General features: G+C 40.2%; 19 protein-coding genes. All 19 read left to right on the top strand.

Annotation, left to right across the window (positions count from 1 at the left end; translation table 11 throughout):
• Nucleotides 1–10: 10 nt before the first annotated feature.
• The 19 genes from DX873_RS05655 (at nucleotide 11) to DX873_RS05565 (ending at nucleotide 17,930) form a co-directional block, all read left to right on the top strand.
• Complete coding sequence (locus DX873_RS05655) at nucleotides 11–1,237, top strand: HD domain-containing protein (protein WP_116183518.1); 1,227 nt, start codon at nucleotides 11–13, stop codon at nucleotides 1,235–1,237.
• Nucleotides 1,238–1,260: 23 nt separating this feature from the next.
• Nucleotides 1,261–2,298 (top strand): UDP-3-O-(3-hydroxymyristoyl)glucosamine N-acyltransferase, encoded by a 1,038-nt coding sequence (gene lpxD, locus DX873_RS05650; RefSeq protein WP_116183517.1) that lies wholly within the window; start codon nucleotides 1,261–1,263, stop codon nucleotides 2,296–2,298.
• Nucleotides 2,279–3,685, top strand: coding sequence for a bifunctional UDP-3-O-[3-hydroxymyristoyl] N-acetylglucosamine deacetylase/3-hydroxyacyl-ACP dehydratase (locus DX873_RS05645; protein WP_116183516.1), 1,407 nt, complete (start codon nucleotides 2,279–2,281; stop codon nucleotides 3,683–3,685). Before lpxD ends, DX873_RS05645 begins: the two co-directional genes overlap by 20 nt.
• A gap of 1 nt (nucleotide 3,686) precedes the next feature.
• On the top strand, nucleotides 3,687–4,472 hold the full coding sequence (gene lpxA / locus DX873_RS05640) for an acyl-ACP--UDP-N-acetylglucosamine O-acyltransferase (RefSeq protein ID WP_116183515.1): 786 nt from the start codon (nucleotides 3,687–3,689) through the stop codon (nucleotides 4,470–4,472).
• A gap of 4 nt (nucleotides 4,473–4,476) precedes the next feature.
• Nucleotides 4,477–5,043: an elongation factor P gene (gene efp, locus DX873_RS05635; protein ID WP_116183514.1), complete on the top strand. Its 567-nt coding sequence runs from the start codon at nucleotides 4,477–4,479 to the stop codon at nucleotides 5,041–5,043.
• Between the two features lie 5 nt (nucleotides 5,044–5,048).
• A complete protein-coding gene (locus DX873_RS05630) occupies nucleotides 5,049–5,984 on the top strand; it encodes a UDP-3-O-(3-hydroxymyristoyl)glucosamine N-acyltransferase (RefSeq protein ID WP_116183513.1) in 936 nt (311 codons plus the stop codon).
• 59 nt (nucleotides 5,985–6,043) lie between these two features.
• Nucleotides 6,044–6,916, top strand: a complete 873-nt coding sequence (sucD, locus tag DX873_RS05625; RefSeq protein ID WP_116183512.1) for a succinate--CoA ligase subunit alpha — start codon at nucleotides 6,044–6,046, stop codon at nucleotides 6,914–6,916.
• A gap of 107 nt (nucleotides 6,917–7,023) precedes the next feature.
• Nucleotides 7,024–7,773, top strand: coding sequence for a 3-oxoacyl-[acyl-carrier-protein] reductase (gene fabG / locus DX873_RS05620; RefSeq protein WP_116183511.1), 750 nt, complete (start codon nucleotides 7,024–7,026; stop codon nucleotides 7,771–7,773).
• Between the two features lie 5 nt (nucleotides 7,774–7,778).
• A complete protein-coding gene (locus DX873_RS05615; RefSeq protein WP_116183510.1) occupies nucleotides 7,779–9,809 on the top strand; it encodes a VWA domain-containing protein in 2,031 nt (676 codons plus the stop codon).
• Between the two features lie 14 nt (nucleotides 9,810–9,823).
• A complete protein-coding gene (locus DX873_RS05610) occupies nucleotides 9,824–10,639 on the top strand; it encodes a prohibitin family protein (RefSeq protein ID WP_116183509.1) in 816 nt (271 codons plus the stop codon).
• 201 nt (nucleotides 10,640–10,840) lie between these two features.
• Nucleotides 10,841–11,698: an ATP phosphoribosyltransferase gene (hisG, locus tag DX873_RS05605; protein WP_116183508.1), complete on the top strand. Its 858-nt coding sequence runs from the start codon at nucleotides 10,841–10,843 to the stop codon at nucleotides 11,696–11,698.
• Nucleotides 11,698–12,981, top strand: a complete 1,284-nt coding sequence (gene hisD, locus DX873_RS05600; RefSeq protein WP_116183507.1) for a histidinol dehydrogenase — start codon at nucleotides 11,698–11,700, stop codon at nucleotides 12,979–12,981. The genes hisG and hisD overlap by 1 nt, the downstream gene beginning before the upstream one ends.
• Nucleotides 12,978–14,030 (top strand): histidinol-phosphate transaminase, encoded by a 1,053-nt coding sequence (gene hisC, locus DX873_RS05595; RefSeq protein WP_116183506.1) that lies wholly within the window; start codon nucleotides 12,978–12,980, stop codon nucleotides 14,028–14,030. The genes hisD and hisC overlap by 4 nt, the downstream gene beginning before the upstream one ends.
• 58 nt (nucleotides 14,031–14,088) lie before the next feature.
• On the top strand, nucleotides 14,089–15,222 hold the full coding sequence (hisB, locus tag DX873_RS05590) for a bifunctional histidinol-phosphatase/imidazoleglycerol-phosphate dehydratase HisB (protein ID WP_116183505.1): 1,134 nt from the start codon (nucleotides 14,089–14,091) through the stop codon (nucleotides 15,220–15,222).
• A gap of 93 nt (nucleotides 15,223–15,315) precedes the next feature.
• A complete protein-coding gene (gene hisH, locus DX873_RS05585) occupies nucleotides 15,316–15,900 on the top strand; it encodes an imidazole glycerol phosphate synthase subunit HisH (protein ID WP_116183832.1) in 585 nt (194 codons plus the stop codon).
• 1 nt (nucleotide 15,901) lies between these two features.
• The gene (locus tag DX873_RS05580; RefSeq protein ID WP_116183504.1) at nucleotides 15,902–16,318 is read left to right on the top strand and encodes a GNAT family N-acetyltransferase; all 417 of its coding nucleotides are present in this window, start codon (nucleotides 15,902–15,904) and stop codon (nucleotides 16,316–16,318) included.
• Between the two features lie 2 nt (nucleotides 16,319–16,320).
• The gene (locus DX873_RS05575; RefSeq protein WP_116183503.1) at nucleotides 16,321–17,100 is read left to right on the top strand and encodes a 1-(5-phosphoribosyl)-5-[(5-phosphoribosylamino)methylideneamino]imidazole-4-carboxamide isomerase; all 780 of its coding nucleotides are present in this window, start codon (nucleotides 16,321–16,323) and stop codon (nucleotides 17,098–17,100) included.
• Complete coding sequence (locus tag DX873_RS05570; protein ID WP_116183502.1) at nucleotides 17,093–17,608, top strand: DinB family protein; 516 nt, start codon at nucleotides 17,093–17,095, stop codon at nucleotides 17,606–17,608. The genes DX873_RS05575 and DX873_RS05570 overlap by 8 nt, the downstream gene beginning before the upstream one ends.
• A 31-nt stretch (nucleotides 17,609–17,639) precedes the next feature.
• On the top strand, nucleotides 17,640–17,930 hold the full coding sequence (locus DX873_RS05565; protein WP_116183831.1) for a GIY-YIG nuclease family protein: 291 nt from the start codon (nucleotides 17,640–17,642) through the stop codon (nucleotides 17,928–17,930).
• Nucleotides 17,931–17,994: the final 64 nt, after the last annotated feature.

The following is a 17,994-nucleotide window of genomic DNA, read 5'->3' as shown; positions in this document are numbered from 1 at the left end:
TACAACGCCCTTGGCACAAACCAATAAGCTCAAAGTCTTTAACGATCCAATTTACGGTTTTATTGGAACTCCGAATGAACTTATTTTTAACCTGATAGCTCATCCTTATTTTCAGAGATTACGAAGGATATCACAAATGGGAATGTCATTCCTTGTGTATCCAGGTGCGCATCATACCAGGTTCCATCATGCCTTGGGAAGTATGCATTTAATGACCAGGGCCATCCAAATTCTTAGATGGAAGAATGTGGAGATTTCGCAAGAAGAAGAAACAGGACTTTTATGCGCCATTCTTTTACATGATATTGGACACGGACCTTTTTCGCATGCCTTGGAAGGTTTTGTGGTAAATGGATGGAGCCATGAAAAGCTTTCTTTGGAATTTATGATGGAATTGAACCGCGAGTTCGACGGACAACTGGAAACCGCTATTTCCATATTCAAAGGGGAATATCCACGTCCCTTCATGAACCAGTTGGTATCCAGTCAGTTGGATATGGATCGTTTGGATTATCTGAAAAGAGATAGTTTTTATGCCGGGGTCACAGAAGGAAATATAAATTCTGAAAGACTCATATCCATGCTCAATGTTGTAGATGGCAATCTTGTGGTGGAGGAAAAAGGAATCTATGCCGTTGAAAAGTTTTTGATGGCTAGAAGATTTATGTATTGGCAGGCCTATCTGCACAAAACAGGATTGGTGGCCGAACAATTACTGATCAGAATTATGCAGCGTGCCAGACAACTTTTATCCAAAGGAGAAAAGTTGGAAGGAAGCGCTCTAATTTTGTTTTTCCTTAATCAGAGTGAACAGGTTTCCATTGATTCCACATTTCTGAAAAAATTTGCTCTACTGGATGATGTCGACATTTTGGGAGCTATCAAAGCCTGGCAATTTCATGAGGATTTTGTCTTGTCGAAAATGTGTCAGATGCTATTGGACAGAAAACTACTCAATATAAAGTTCAAGAAGAAACCCATAGACGCCAATAAGATTGAGGAAAAAATGGCGCAAGTCGAGAGCAATTATAACCTAGACACTGACCAGGCTTCTTATTTCGTGTTTCATGGCAAAGTGCAAAATAAGGCCTACGATGAAAATAAACAGCCCATCAGCATTCTCAAAAAGAATGGAAAGGTTACGGATGTCCTTAAAGAATCCGATCAGTTGAGCCTTAAAGCGCTCTCTGCAACAGTCACCAAATTCTATTGGTGTTACCCCAAAGAAGCCGTTTAACAAATTTTGTTACTTTTGCACAAATGAAATTTACAGCTACCCAAATTGCAGGAATCCTAGAGGGAGAAGTTGAGGGAAATCCTCAGATAGCTGTCCATAAACTATCCAAGATCGAGGAAGGGGAGAAAGGCTCCCTGACCTTTCTGGCCAACCCCAAATATACTTCGTATATCTATTCCACTAGGGCTTCCATTACCATTGTCAACAAGGACTTTATTCCTGAACAGGCATTATCCACTACTTTGATCAAGGTCGATGATGCTTACAAATCTTTTTCCAAGTTGTTGGAATATTACAATCAGGTCAAAAACAATAAAGTAGGTATAGAAAGTCCATCTTTTGTGTCTCAGAGCGCAGTTTATGGCGAAGGATTTTACCTAGGAGCTTTTTCCTATTTAGGAGAGAATGTGAAGATTGGGAAAAATGCAAAAATATATCCCAACGTATACATTGGCGATAATGTGGTCATAGGTGATGACGTATTGGTATTTGCCGGGGCCAAGATCTATTCCGAATCCATTATTGGAAATGGTTGTGTTATTCATAGCGGAGCAATAATTGGAGCTGATGGATTTGGATTCACACCAAATGCCAATGGTGAATACAGTAAAGTGCCACAGACCGGGAATGTTATCTTAGAGGATAATGTAGATGTAGGGGCAGGTACTACTATTGATCGCGCGACATTGGGGTCCACTATACTTCGAAAAGGGGTGAAGTTGGACAATCAGATTCAAATTGCCCATAATGTTGAAATTGGCGAACACACTGCCATTGCAGCCCAAACAGGAATTGCAGGTTCCACCAAAATAGGAAAGAACTGCCTAATTGGGGGGCAAGTGGGTATTGTAGGACATATAACTATAGGAGATAGGGTTAAAATACAAGCACAGTCAGGAATTGGACGCAATGTCAAGGACGATGAAGTGCTTCAAGGGTCTCCTGCACTTAACTACGGAGACTACAACAAATCTTATGTACACTTTAAAAATTTACCAAAGCTGGTAAATAAAATCACCAACATAGAAAAAAATATTGAAGGTGGGCAAAACGAGCAATAAGCAACGCACCATAAATGAAAAAGTAACGCTACAAGGAGTAGGGTTGCACACTGGGGAAAATGTGACCATGAACTTTGTTCCGGCAAAGGAAAACCATGGCTTTGCATTTAAAAGAGTAGACCTTGAGGGAGAGCCTATAATAGAGGCAGATGCCAATTATGTAGTAAACACCCAAAGAGGGACCAACCTTGAAAAAAATGGGGTCAAAATCCAAACTTCCGAGCATGTGCTGGCAGCTTTGGTAGGACTTGATATTGATAATGTGCTAATTGAGCTTGATGCCCCGGAGCCACCAATTATGGATGGGTCGTCCAAGTTTTTTGTGGAAGCTTTGGAAAAAGCCGGGATTGTTGAGCAAGAGCAAAGTCGAGAAGAATATGTGGTAAAGGATGTCATTTCCTATAAAGATGAAGCTACTGGCAGTGAGATCACCGTTATTCCGGCGGATCACTATCAGATAACTACTATGGTTGACTTTGGCACTAAGGTTCTGGGAACCCAGAATGCCACCTTGTCCAAAATTTCTGATTTCAAAACCGAAATCGCTGATGCGCGTACTTTCAGTTTTTTGCATGAATTGGAAATGCTTTTAGAGCATGGACTTATAAAAGGTGGAGACCTAAATAACGCCATTGTTTATGTGGATAAGGAAATATCCCAATCCACAATGAAAAAATTGGAAAAGGCATTCAACAAGAAAAAACTTTCGGTTAAGCCTAACGGTATCCTTGATAATCTAACGCTACATCACCCTAATGAGGCGGCAAGACATAAACTGCTTGATGTGGTTGGGGATTTGGCATTGACAGGCACCAGAATACGTGGTAAAGTGATAGCCAATAAGCCCGGACATTTTGTGAACACCCAATTTGCCAAAAAGCTTCAAAAAATTATTAAACAGGAACGAAGGAACTATGTGCCCGAAGTTGATTTGCATGCTACTCCGGTTAAAGATATTAACCAAATTATGCAAATGCTTCCGCATAGACCACCATTTCTATTAGTGGACAGAATCTTGGAATTGTCCGATGAACATGTTATCGGAATAAAGAATGTGACCATGAACGAGCCTTTCTTTGTGGGGCACTTCCCTGGATCACCTGTAATGCCGGGTGTCTTGCAACTTGAAGCAATGGCACAAACAGGAGGGATTTTGGTTTTGAGTACCGTTCCAGACCCCGAAAATTATTTGACCTATCTCTTAAAAATCGATAATGTTCGCTACAAACAGCAAGTTGTTCCTGGAGACACATTGATTTTTAAATTGGATTTAATGACACCTATCCGTCGAGGAATTTGTCAAATGCAGGCAAGGGCTTATGCCAATGGAAGACTTGTCTCCGAAGCAGAAATAATGGCACAAATTGTAAAAGTAAAAGGAGATTAGTATGAACCAACCTCTAGCATATGTACACCCTGGGGCCAAGATTGCCAAAAATGTGGTTATTGAGCCCTTTACCACCATTCATAATAACGTTACGATCGGTGAGGGTACATGGATAGGTTCCAATGTTACCATAATGGAGGGGGCCCGAATAGGAAAAAATTGTAACATTTTTCCCGGAGCAGTCATATCTGCTATGCCTCAAGATTTAAAATACCAGGGAGAAGAGACTACGGTACATATTGGGGATAATACTACCATACGGGAATGTGCCACCATAAATAAAGGTACTTCAGACCGTATGAAAACCGTTATCGGGAACAATTGCTTGATTATGGCCTATTGTCATATTGCGCACGACTGTTTGGTAGATGATGGCTGTATCTTCAGTAATAATTCTACTTTGGCAGGTCACGTTACCATAGGTAAAAATGTGGTTTTGGCGGGAATGGTGGCAGTACATCAATTTGTTTCCATAGGAAACCATGCTTTTGTTACCGGAGGTTCTTTGGTAAGAAAAGATGTCCCTCCTTACGTCAAAGCGGCAAGAGAACCACTTTCTTATGTTGGGATAAATTCCGTAGGATTGAGAAGGAGAGGTTTTGAGGCCCATAAAATCAGAGAGATTCAAAATATTTATAGAATACTATATCAAAAAAACTATAACAACTCCCAGGCTGCATCCATTATCGAGGCCGAAATGGAAGCTACACCGGAAAGGGATGAGATTCTTCAGTTCATTAGAGATTCGCAGCGAGGAATTATGAAAGGTTATTTTAGTTCAAATTAAGCATATGGCAAGTACATCAGACATACGTAAAGGATTGTGCATCAAGTACAACAATGATATTTATAAAATTGTGGAGTTCCTCCATGTTAAGCCAGGTAAAGGTCCAGCTTTTGTTAGGACCAAACTAAAAAGTGTCACTTCTGGAAAAGTAATAGACAATACCTTTTCGGCAGGTCACAAGATTGAGGACGTACGGGTAGAAACAAGGTCTTACCAGTATCTATATCCAGAGGGAGATACTTTCCATTTTATGAATACGGACGACTACAATCAGATTTCCTTGCAAAAAGATTCCCTGGACTCTCCGGATTTGTTGAAAGAAGGAGAAGTGGTAACTATTATCTTCAACACAGAGGATAGTATGCCCCTTTCTGTGGAAATGCCCGCAAGTGTTATTTTGGAGGTGACCCATACAGAGCCTGGGGTAAAGGGAAACACTGCTACCAACGCTACCAAACCTGCTACGGTAGAAACTGGAGCCAGAATAAATGTTCCGCTTTTCATCAATGAAGGTGATAAAATAAAGGTGGATACAGAAAAAGGAGCTTACATAGAACGTGCTAAAGAGTAGAGGAAGTGAAGTTTCCTAAAATCTACACCCTCAAGGAGATTTCCCAAATAATAGATGCTGAATTTGTTGGGGATGAAAGTTTCCCTGTTTTGGGCATGAACGAGATTCATGTGGTAGAAGAGGGCGACATTGTTTTTGTAGATCATCCCAAATACTATGACAAAGCACTCGAATCAAAGGCCACGGTAGTCTTGATCAACAAAAAGGTGGACTGCCCGGAAGGCAAAGCATTGTTGATTTCCGATGACCCCTTTAGGGATTTCAATAAATTGACCCGGTTTTTTCATCCGTTTGAATCTTCAAACACTTCAATTGCCAAAACTGCACAAATAGGTGAAGGCACTACCATTCAGCCCAATGTTTTTATTGGAAACCAGGTGGAAATTGGCAAGAATTGTGTCATTCATCCCAATGTATCCATATACGATAGGTGCGTGATCGGTGACAATGTAACCATTCATAGTGGTACGGTATTGGGAGCTGATGCCTTTTATTATAAAAATAGACCAGAAGGATTTGATAAATTACTTTCTGGAGGTCGAGTTGTCATCGAGAACAATGTAGATATTGGAGCATCCTGTACCATAGATAGGGGTGTCACCGGTGATACCACGATAAAAGAAGGTTCCAAACTGGATAATCAAATTCAAGTTGGCCATGATACCGTGATTGGTAAAAAATGTTTGATTGCCTCCCATGTAGGTATTGCTGGATGTGTGGTAATTGAAGATGAAGTGACCCTTTGGGGTCAAGTTGGTGTTATTAGCGGAATTACCATTGGTAAAAAAGCGGTAATTCTGGCCCAATCAGGAATCTCCAAATCCCTGGAAGGCGGAAAAACCTATTTCGGTAGTCCGGCTGAAGAAGCTCGGGAAAAGCTCAAACAATTGGCGCACGTAAAAAAGATTCCAGAGATATTTCAAAAATTGAAAAAGAATTAAAAAATCAATAGACAAAACCCGGGGCAAAGTATATTTTTGCACTTAATTAAGTTTAACATATGAGCGTCTTAGTAAACAAAGATTCAAAAATAATAGTACAAGGTTTTACTGGAAGTGAAGGTACTTTCCATGCAGAACAGATGATTGAATACGGAACTAATGTTGTAGGTGGTGTAACCCCAGGAAAAGGGGGGCAAGAACATCTTGGGAAACCTGTTTTCAATACTGTGGAAGCTGCTGTAAAAGAAGTTGGTGCAGATACTTCAATCATTTTTGTGCCACCAGCGTTCGCCGCAGATGCAATTATGGAAGCCGCAAGTGCCGGAATAAAAGTTATTATTACCATTACCGAGGGAATTCCTGTTGCGGATATGGTCAAGGCAAATGACTACATCAAGGATTTGGATTGTACGCTAGTTGGACCTAATTGCCCAGGTGTTATAACTCCAGGAGAGGCCAAAGTTGGTATCATGCCCGGTTTTGTATTTAAAAAAGGTAATGTGGGAATTGTGTCCAAATCTGGAACACTTACCTACGAAGCTGCCGATCAGGTGGTAAGACAAGGACTTGGAATTACTACCGCTATCGGAATTGGGGGAGACCCTATAATCGGAACTACTACCAAAGAAGCAGTTGAGCTGTTGATCAATGACCCAGAAACTGAATGTGTGGTGATGATTGGTGAGATTGGTGGTCAACTTGAAGGTGATGCAGCAAGATGGTACAAAGAAAGCGGAAGTAAAAAGCCTATTGTAGGTTTCATTGCCGGAGAAACTGCTCCAGCAGGTAGAACTATGGGACATGCAGGTGCAATAGTTGGCGGTAGTGATGATACTGCTCAGGCCAAAAAGAGAATTATGAGCGAATGCGGTATCCACGTAGTTGATTCTCCTGCAGAAATAGGCGCTAAAGTAAAAGAAGTGGTTGGATAGCCAACCGTTAAAACTATTCTAAATCCCGTGTAAAAACGGGATTTTTTTTACGTAGAACATAAACAACAACTATATTTGATTGATAACCACTCAAACAATACCGACCTATGAAATTATTAGAAGGAAAGAATGTAATCATAACCGGAGCAAGTAGAGGAATTGGAAAAGGGATAGCCCAAATATTTGGAAAACATGGTGCCAATGTGGCCTTTACCTACAGCTCCAGCGAAGGTCCGGCTTTGGAACTTGAGAAGGAAATTTCGGATATGGGTGTAAAAGCCAAGGCCTATAAAAGTAACGCTGCCAGCTTTGCTGAATCAGAAGAATTGGTAAAACAGGTGCTTGAGGATTTTGATGGCACCATCGATGTTCTCATCAATAATGCCGGAATTACCAAAGATAAGTTGCTCATGCGTATGGGTGAGGAGGACTTTGATAAAGTAATTGAAATCAATTTGAAATCGGTATTTAACATGACCAAGGCCGTGCAACGTACCATGCTTAAACAACGCCAAGGTTCAATAATTAATATGAGTAGTGTTGTTGGAGTTAAAGGAAATGCTGGACAAACGAACTATGCTGCTTCCAAAGCAGGTATGATCGGATTTACAAAGTCTGTTGCCTTGGAATTGGGCTCTAGGAATATACGCTGCAATGCCATTGCTCCTGGTTTTATTGAAACCGAAATGACAGATAAGCTGGATGAAAAGACGGTACAAGGATGGAGGGACGCCATTCCACTTAAAAGAGGAGGTAGCCCTGAGGATGTTGCAAACGCATGCCTGTTCCTAGCATCTGATCTTTCTGCCTATGTTACTGGACAGGTCCTGAATGTGGACGGAGGTATGCTAACATAAAATGAATGGAAATAAGCACGGTACTCCTTATTGTTCTTGCTGCGATTGCCGCGCTCATTATTGTTTTTTATCAATATTTCTATAAAAATCCTCGGAAAGGCCGTCAAAGAATATTTCTGGCATTTTTTAGGTTTGTAGCTCTTTTTGGAGGGTTGTTATTATTGGTCAATCCCAAATTTGTAAAAAAGGACTTTACCATTGAGAAGTCCAACCTCATTGTTCTTGTGGATGATTCTGAATCGATGCAAGAAGCGATAACGGGCATATCTACTCCTGAAATTTCGGATAGAATCATTGGGGACCAAGGACTAAAGGATAGGTACAACGTACAATCCTATGCTTTTGGGACGGCTATCCAATCTTTGGACACCATCAAATTCGACCAAAAGAACACAAATATTTCCAATGCGCTCGAGACCATTGATGAAATCTATGTAGGAGATAACAGTGCCGTGGTACTGTTAACAGATGGCAATCAAACCTTGGGAAGGGAATATAATTATTCCAATTTAAGCAAAAATACCGCAGTGTACCCAGTAGTGATTGGAGATACCACAGCTTTTGAAGATATTTCAATTGGTTTGTTGAACACCAATTCCTATGCCTTTTTACGAAATAAGTTCCCTATAGAAACAACCATTTTATATCGCGGTTCCAATTCTATTTCAAAAACGGTAACGATTAATTTGGATGGCCGAACGGTTCACCGGGAGCGCTTGACTTTTGATGCTGTGCAAAATAGTAGAACATTGGAAGTGCTGGCCGAGGCCAATACGGTAGGAGTAAAATCCGTAAGGATTATTGTAGAGTCGTTGGATAATGAAAAAAACACGTTCAATAATCAGAAGGAAACAGCCATTGAGGTCATTGATGAAAAAACGAACATTGCTCTTATTTCAGATATGTTGCATCCTGACCTTGGGGCAATAAAAAAATCAATTGAAAGTAATGAGCAACGTTCGGTTACTATCTTAAATCCAAGTACGGTAGATCAATTGGAAGACTTTCAAATCTTTATTCTTTATCAGCCCAATCAGAGTTTCAGAGAAGTTTTCAATTATTTGGAAAATGTCAATGCCAATAAATTCACCATTGCGGGTAGGATGACTTCTTGGAACTTTCTAAACCGGGCTCAGAACAGCTATTTTAAGGAGGACATCAACCAAACGGAAGAGATGATTCCGGTTATCAACAATGCCTTTGGAACCTTTGGTTTGGGAGAGTTCAATGTTGATGAATTCCCACCCTTGACAGGTAATTTGGGCGATATCGAAATCAAAAAGAGCTCAAACACCCTAATGTTTCAACAGATTCGTGGCATAACCTTGGAATCTCCGCTATTTTCAATCATAACTGAAGGAAATCAGAAGGAGGCGGTTTTATTTGGAGAAGATATTTGGAAATGGCGTGCGCAAACCTTTCGGAACACCCAGAGTTTTCAACTTTTTGATGATTTTATGGGAAGGCTGATGGTATACTTGTCTAGTGATGGTCAAAAAAGTAGGTTGGATTTGGATTATGAGCGTGTCTTTGATAATGCAGCCGTAGCAAAAATCAGGGCGTATTATGTGGACCAGAGTTTCCAGTTTGATGACAACGCCAACTTGACTATTAAAGTCGAAGGTAAAGACCAAGATTTTGTCAGAGACGCCCCAATGCTTTTAAAAGGAGGCTATTATGAAGTGGACTTAAGTGATTTGGAAGCAGGAGAATACTCGTTCACTGTTACTGTGGAAGAGGAAAATTTAAAGCGGTCTGGGTCGTTTAAGATTTTAGATTTCAATCAAGAAAAACAATTGTTGGCTGCAGATTATGGCAAACTTCAAAAGTTGGCCGAAAATACCAAGGGAAAAGTTTATATGCCGGATCAAGTTGAAACTTTAGTGGATAGCCTTTTGACCTTGGAGCAATACCGTCCTGTCCAAAAAAGCACACAAAATGTCGTATCTTTAATTGATTTTCGAATACTACTCGGATTGATCGTTTTAGCGCTTTCACTAGAGTGGTTCATCAGAAAATATAACGGACTAATTTAAAAAATAGAACACTTATGGATAGATTACCAAAAGTTGCACTGCCAACAATAGCAGTCATTATTTTCCTCATCATAATTTTTGCAAAATCGGCCGTCACTATTGGCTCCGGTGAGGCAGGAGTACTGTATAGGACCTTTGGAGGTGGGGTAGTGACGGACAAACCACCATTAGATGAAGGATTTCACTTGGTTGCTCCTTGGAACCGCGTTTATGTTTATGAGGTAAGACGTCAAGAGATTTTCGAGAAAATGAAAGTGTTGTCCTCCAACGGACTGGACATTCAACTGGATGCATCCGCTTGGTACCAACCAAACTATAACGACTTGGGAAAACTGCACCAGGAAATTGGGGAAAACTATCTACAGCGAATTATTCTACCTACAATTAGATCAGCGGCACGTAGTGTGGTTGGTAGATATACCCCGGAACAGTTGTACTCTAGTAAACGGGATGCAATTCAACAGGAGATTTTTGAAGAAACCAAGAAAATTGTTGATGATCAGTATATTGTTTTGGATGAAATCTTGGTAAGGGATGTCACCTTGCCACCTACCATTAAGGAGGCCATTGAGCGAAAACTAAAACAAGAGCAGGAGTCCTTGGAATATGAGTTTAGATTGGTCACCGCCCAAAAAGAAGCGGAAAGACAGCGTATTGAAGCTCAAGGTAAGGCTGATGCGAACAGAATTTTAAGTGCGTCTTTGACAGATAAAATTTTGCAGGACAAAGGAATTGAAGCCACACTTAAATTGGCACAATCGCCAAATTCTAAAGTAGTTGTTGTGGGATCGGGAGATGATGGTTTGCCCTTGATTTTGGGAAATAACTAAATAAGACTTTTTTGATATAAAAATATATTCTACATTTGAACCATAATGAGAAATAAGAACACGCATCATCATTTTTATACTTGCCCTCAAGCGAGATAGAAATGTATTGTTGTTTGTAAAATATATTTTAACCCGTTTGAGAAATCAAACGGGTTTTGTTTTTGATGCCAGTTTGATTTTCAGACAAAACTTGATAACAACATGACAAAAATTAGGATTGCAGTTCAGAAAAGTGGAAGATTGAACGAAGACTCCCTGAAAATTTTAAAGGACTGCGGAATTTCAATTGACAATGGTAAGGACCAGCTGAAGGCTACGGCAAGAAACTTTCCTTTGGAAGTCTTTTATCTGAGAAATGGGGATATCCCCCAATACTTAAAAGATGGGGTAGTGGATATTGCTATTATTGGAGAAAATGTTTTGATTGAAAAAGGCCATCAAATCTCCATTGTCGAAAAATTGAACTTTTCTAAATGCCGGGTTTCCTTAGCAGTGCCTAAAACTATGGCATATAGTTCCCTCAAGGATTTTGAGGGAAAGAGAATAGCCACTTCATACCCCAACACGGTAAAGAACTATTTAGAAGCTAACGGAGTTAAAGCGGAGTTGCATATCATCAATGGATCAGTAGAAATCGCTCCCAACATAGGTTTGGCAGATGGTATTTGCGATATAGTCTCGAGCGGTAGCACACTCTTTAAAAATAACCTGCAAGAGGTTGAAGTCATTTTAAAAAGTGAGGCAGTATTGGCCGTTTCTCCAAAAATATCAGAGGAAGGAAAAGAAATCCTAAAGCGGATACAGTTCAGGATACAGTCTGTTCTTGAAGGAAGACAGAGCAAATATGTGCTGTTGAATGCTCCCAACAATAAATTAGAGGATATTATTTCCATTTTACCGGGAATGCGAAGCCCCACGGTACTGCCTCTAGCAGAAGAAGGATGGAGTTCTGTGCATTCGGTAATTAAAAGTAACTCCTTTTGGGAGGTCATTGATAAGTTAAAAGCTGCCGGGGCCGAAGGCATATTGGTATGTCCAATTGAAAAAATGGTGTTGTAATGCAGCGAGTCAATTATCCAAAACCAGAAGATTGGGAGAAACTCTTGGAAAGGCCCACGCAGTCAGTAGATGATATTGAAGGAATCGTTGATTCCATCTTTACTGAAGTAAAGACAGAGGGCGACCCAATACTCAGGAAATACACCAAACAATTCGATGGAGCGGAGCTAGATGCCTTTTTGGTTTCTGAAGAGGAAATCAATCAAGCTGAGCAATACGTATCAGCTGAATTGAAGGAAGCCATTGCCATAGCAAAATCCAATATTGAGAAATTCCACTCCGCTCAAAAAACATCAAAAGTTAAAGTAGAGACCATGCCAGGGGTGGTATGTTGGCAAGAGAAAAGACCCATCCAAAAAGTGGGGTTGTACATTCCTGGAGGCACTGCGCCTTTATTCTCCACCATATTAATGTTGGCTGTTCCAGCCCAAATAGCTGGCTGTAAAGAAGTGATTCTGTGTACGCCTCCCAATGAAAAAGGGGAAGTCAATTCAGCTATTTTGTACACCGCAAAACTATGCAGGATTTCTAAAATCTTTAAGGTTGGGGGGATTCAAGCTATAGCTTCAATGACATTTGGAACTCAATCCATCCCTAAGGTCTATAAGATTTTTGGTCCCGGAAATCAATATGTAACAGTTGCCAAACAGTTGGCCACCAAATATGGAGTGGCCATTGATATGCCCGCAGGGCCCAGTGAATTGCTGGTAGTGGCAGATGACACTGCTAATCCTGCTTTTGTGGCTTCGGATTTACTGAGTCAGGCAGAACATGGTGTGGACAGCCAGGTAATTTTGGTTTCTACTTCGGAAACATTGATCAATGCTGTGGAGAAAGAAGTCGCAGCACAGATTAAGGTTTTGCCCAGAGCTGAAATCGCTGAAAAATCCATCAATAATAGCAAGCTTATATTGGTTGAGGATGATAAAACGGCGATAGATTTGATCAACGAATATGGCCCTGAACACTATATTGTTTGTGTTTCCAACGAAGAATACTATTTAGAAAATATTGAGAATGCCGGTTCCGTGTTTATCGGAAATTATACCCCGGAGAGTGCAGGGGATTATGCTTCGGGTACAAACCACACCTTGCCCACCAATGGTTACGCCAAACAGTACAGTGGCGTAAATTTGGATAGTTTTATGAAGAGCATGACGTTTCAAAAGATAACCAAAGAAGGTATCCAAGGAATAGGAAAGGCCGTTGAAATTATGGCTGAAGCCGAAGGACTACAGGCCCACAAAAATGCCATGACACTAAGATTAAACAGCAAAGAATGACCAGGGTGTTCAAAATAAATACGATTGTTAGGGAATCTGTAAAAGGGCTGAAACCTTATTCCTCGGCGCGGGATGAATATGTCTCGGATGGTTCGGAGATGATTTTTTTGGACGCCAATGAAAATCCATTTGAAAATGGGGTCAATCGCTATCCCGACCCCCAACAACGCAGTCTAAAAAACAGTCTTGCAAAGCAAAAAGGTGTTTCGGAAAGTAAAATGCTATTGGGAAATGGGAGCGATGAAGTACTGGATCTCATTTTTAGGGCTTTTTGTGAACCCAATCAGGATAATATCCTCACCTTACCGCCTACCTATGGCATGTACAAGGTGTTAGCGGGAATCAATGCTATTGAAAACCGGGAAGTTTTGTTGACTTCGGAATTTGGATTGGACGTACCCAAAATTTTAGCTACGATTGATGAAAAAACCAAACTCATCTTTGTGTGCTCTCCCAATAATCCGACCGGGAATGTTTTTGATAGACAAAACATTCAAAAAATACTGGAATCCTTCAATGGATTAGTGGTGATTGATGAAGCCTATATTGATTTTTCAAGCGAAGAAAGCTGGTTGAACAAATTGGAGGAATACCCAAACTTGATTGTAACCCAAACTTTGTCCAAAGCATACGGTATGGCTGGAATCAGGTTGGGAATTTGTTACGCTTCAGAAGAGATTATTACCGTGTTGAACAAGATAAAACCGCCTTACAATGTCAATCAGCTCACTCAAGAGCGAGCTTTGGAGCGAATAGACCAGAAAATGGTACAAAACGAGGTTCAAAACATATTGCAAGAAAGAGCATTGTTGATCCAAGCCTTGCAAGGAATGAACTTTGTTCACAAAATATATCCCACAGAGGCAAACTTTGTTCTGGTTCAAGTGGACAGTGCCGACCAGCGTTATGAACAGCTTTTGGAACAAGGTATTGTGGTTAGAAATAGGAGCAGTCAGCCTTTATGCGCAAATACCTTACGATTTACCGTAGGGACTCCGGAAGAAAACAAAAAACTAATTCGAGTCTTAAATGAGATTACGTCACCCTGAATACATTTCAGGGTCTCACTAAAAAGATGCTGAAACAAGTTCAGCATGACAAACAGTTATGAAAAAAGTACTTTTTATTGATCGGGATGGAACCATCATCAAAGAAACGTCGGATGAACAGATAGATGCTTTTGAGAAGGTATCATTCTATCCCAAGGCATTCACCTTTTTGGGAAAAATTGCGAAGGAATTGGATTATGAACTCGTCATGATCACCAATCAAGATGGGCTTGGTACCGAGGTTTTTCCTGAAGATATGTTTTGGCCCGTCCATAACTTCATCCTAAAAAGTTTTGAAAACGAAGGGATCACTTTTGATCAGGTCTTTATTGATCGTACATTCCCAAAAGATAATGCAGATACCCGAAAACCTGGCACGGGTATGCTTACCAACTACTTTTCTGAAGAATATGATTTGGAAAACTCCTTTGTGATTGGTGACCGATTAACCGATATGGAATTGGCCAAAAACTTGGGCTCCAAAGGAATTTTCATCAATGATGAAACCCACTTGGGAACAGGTGAAATCACTGTCAAGAGAGAAGAATTAGATGGTTTTATTGCGTTGGAAAGCAATGATTGGGAGAAAATTTATGAATTCTTAAAGTTGGAAAATCGGGTTGCGGAAATCTCTCGAAAGACCAACGAGACAGATATTCAGATTAAATTGAACTTGGACGGGACAGGGAAAAGTTCCATAAATACTGGTTTAGCCTTTTTTGACCATATGCTGGACCAATTGGCTCGACACGGTCAAATGGATCTGGAAATTAAGGTGGACGGAGATCTTGAGGTTGATGAGCACCATACCATAGAGGACACTGCCATTGCTCTGGGTGAGGTATTTTCCAAAGCATTGGGCAACAAATTAGGTATTGAACGCTATGGATTTTGTCTGCCCATGGATGATTGTTTGGCCCAGGTTGCGTTGGATTTCGGTGGAAGGAACTGGTTGGTTTGGGATGCCGATTTTAAAAGGGAAAAAGTTGGGGATATGCCCACAGAAATGTTTCTTCACTTCTTTAAGTCGTTTTCAGACGGAGCTAAGGCTAACTTGAACATCAAGGCAGAAGGAACCAACGAGCATCATAAAATTGAAGCCATCTTCAAAGCATTTGCCAAATCAATCAAGATGGCCGTTAAGCGTGATACTGAAAAAATGGTATTGCCTTCAACTAAAGGAATGTTATAAATAAATCATTATGAATGTCATATTGAGCGCAGTCGAAATAGACATGTGAAATCTAGATTTCTCACTTCGTTCTAAATGACAAATGGAATTAAAATGAATATTGTAATAATCGACTACGGGGCCGGTAACATCCAAAGTATCAAATTCGCAATAAGGCGGTTGGGTTTTGAGGCTGTCTTGAGTCATGATGTAGAAGAGATAAAGAATGCGGATAGGGTCATCTTCCCGGGGGTGGGAGAGGCAAGTTCGGCCATGGAAAAATTGAGAGCTTCGGGGTTAGACCAATTGATTCCCAATTTAAAACAGCCCGTTTTGGGCATTTGTTTGGGAATGCAGCTTATGTGCAATTCTTCTGAAGAAGGCAAAACCAAGGGCTTGGCCATTTTTGATTTGGACGTGGTTAAATTCCCAAAATCAGAAAAGGTGCCTCAAATTGGGTGGAATCAAATTTCTGGTTTGGGTTCCAAGCTGTTCAACAAAATTCCAGACAGGTCCCACATCTATTTGGTGCACAGTTTTTATGCTCCTTTGGGGAAAGAAACCATTGCCATTTCGGAGTATGCAGTAAGCTACAGTGCAGCACTGCGAAAAGATAATTTTTATGGGGTACAGTTTCACCCAGAAAAGAGTAGCGATGTGGGCAGCGAAATATTAAAGAATTTTTTAAGCCTTTGTTGATATGGATTTTGATATTTCAACAGATAAAAGCAAACTGGATGTTCCCAAGATTCACCAAGAAATCAAGAATAGTTACTGGGGAGGCTACAGAACAGAGGAGATGACCACAACGACCATTGAAAACTCTATGTGTTTTGGTATGTATTCCAGGACTGGAGAACAACTGGGATTTGCACGGGTGTTGACAGACAAAGTAGTCTTTGCCTATCTTATGGATGTTATAATCTTTGAACCTCATCAAGGAAAAGGTCTTGGGAAAATATTAGTAAAACATATAATAAACCACTCTGAAATCAAAGAGGTACATACCATTGCGCTAAAGACAAAAGATGCGCATGGATTGTATAAACCCTTTGGGTTTAACAGAGTTGGCGATTCTGATATGTGGATGGCTTTGGACAAAGCAAAATACGAGTAACCATGAGAGTGATTCCTGCTATTGATATTATTGAAGGAAAATGTGTAAGACTTTCCAAGGGAGATTACAGTACCAAGAAAGTATACAATGAAGACCCCCTAGAGGTGGCCAAAGAATTTGAAGCGCATGGAATCCAATACTTGCATTTGGTGGATTTAGATGGAGCGAAATCCAAACACATTGTCAACCATAAAGTATTGGAAAACATAGCTTCCAAAACCAACTTAAAAATTGATTTTGGTGGAGGATTGAAAACCAATGAAGATTTGCATATTGCTTTTGAAAGTGGTGCACAACAAATAACGGGAGGAAGTATTGCCGTGAAGGACAAAGAAACCTTTTTAGGGTGGTTGGAAACGTACGGCCCTGAAAAAATAATACTGGGAGCAGATGCCAACAATGAAAAAGTGGCGGTTTCCGGATGGCAGGAAGAATCGGATAAAGACCTTGTTCCATTTGTTCAGGCCTATCAGAAAAAAGGAATAAAATATGTCATTTGCACTGATATCAGCAAAGATGGAATGTTGGAGGGGCCTTCGTTTGAGCTTTACCGAAAAATCCTTTCAAAGACCATGACATGGAAAACCTTGGTGTCAGGCAGTGGAGTTGAGGACAAACAAGTGATTGGAATTAATCTAATTGCGAGTGGTGGAATCTCAACTTTTGATGAGCTTCCAAAATTGGCTGAAATTGGTTGTGAAGGGGTAATCATTGGAAAGGCCATCTATGAGAACAGAATCAGTTTAAAGCAACTAGAAAACTATATGCTGGAAAATGGATAAGCAGGAGCAACTTTTAAAGGAATTGACTTGGAATGCAAGCTATCGCATGGATGAAAGCCTTCGGATGATCAAGATATGCCTGGATAAACTTCCAGAAAAAGTAATTTGGCAAAAACCCAACAAATCAACCAACAGTATTGGAAACTTGATCCTGCACCTGTGCGGAAATATTACCCAATATGGTATTGCTTCCCTTCGAAATTTAGAAGATCAGAGAAAAAGGGATGAGGAATTTTCCATGACCTCCGGATACAGTAAACATGAACTGCTCCAAAAATTAAGGGACACGATTTCAGAAGCAAAAAAGGCATTTACGGAAACCCCATTGGAAGAATTACTTCGTAAAAGGTCGGTTCAGGGGTTTGAATTCTCTGGTATTGGAAACATTATCCATGTGACGGAGCATTTGTCTTATCATACTGGACAGATTGCCCTTTGGACCAAAATATTAAACAATTCGGATTTAGGTTTTTATGATGGGATTGATCTCACTGTTAAAAATAAATAGACCTCCTGAATTTGTTTTGGAGTGCATACAAATGAAGCAAAGTTTTGTTTACATAATGACCAACAAATATAGAACCACGTTTTATATTGGCGTCACGTCTGATTTGTCAAAAAGAATTGTGGAACATCATGAAGGTAACGGTGCAAAATTCACCAAAAAATATAATTTAAAGGATTTGGTCTATTTTGAAGTGTTTTCAGATATCAAACAAGCAATTGCACGTGAAAAACAATTGAAAAATTGGCATCGTGAATGGAAAATAAATTTAATCAAAGAGCAAAATCCAACACTAAGAACATTGGATTGTTCGACGTCACCCTGAACTAGTTTCAGGGTCGCACTATGAAAATTGAATAACTCAAATGAGACTCCGAAACAAGTTCGGA

It is taken from the genome of Flagellimonas nanhaiensis (assembly GCF_003382275.1).
GTDB classification, from domain to species: Bacteria; Bacteroidota; Bacteroidia; order Flavobacteriales; family Flavobacteriaceae; genus Flagellimonas; species Flagellimonas nanhaiensis.
Note: the sequence above shows the minus strand (reverse complement) of the source record. Positions and strands in the feature narration are given on the sequence as shown.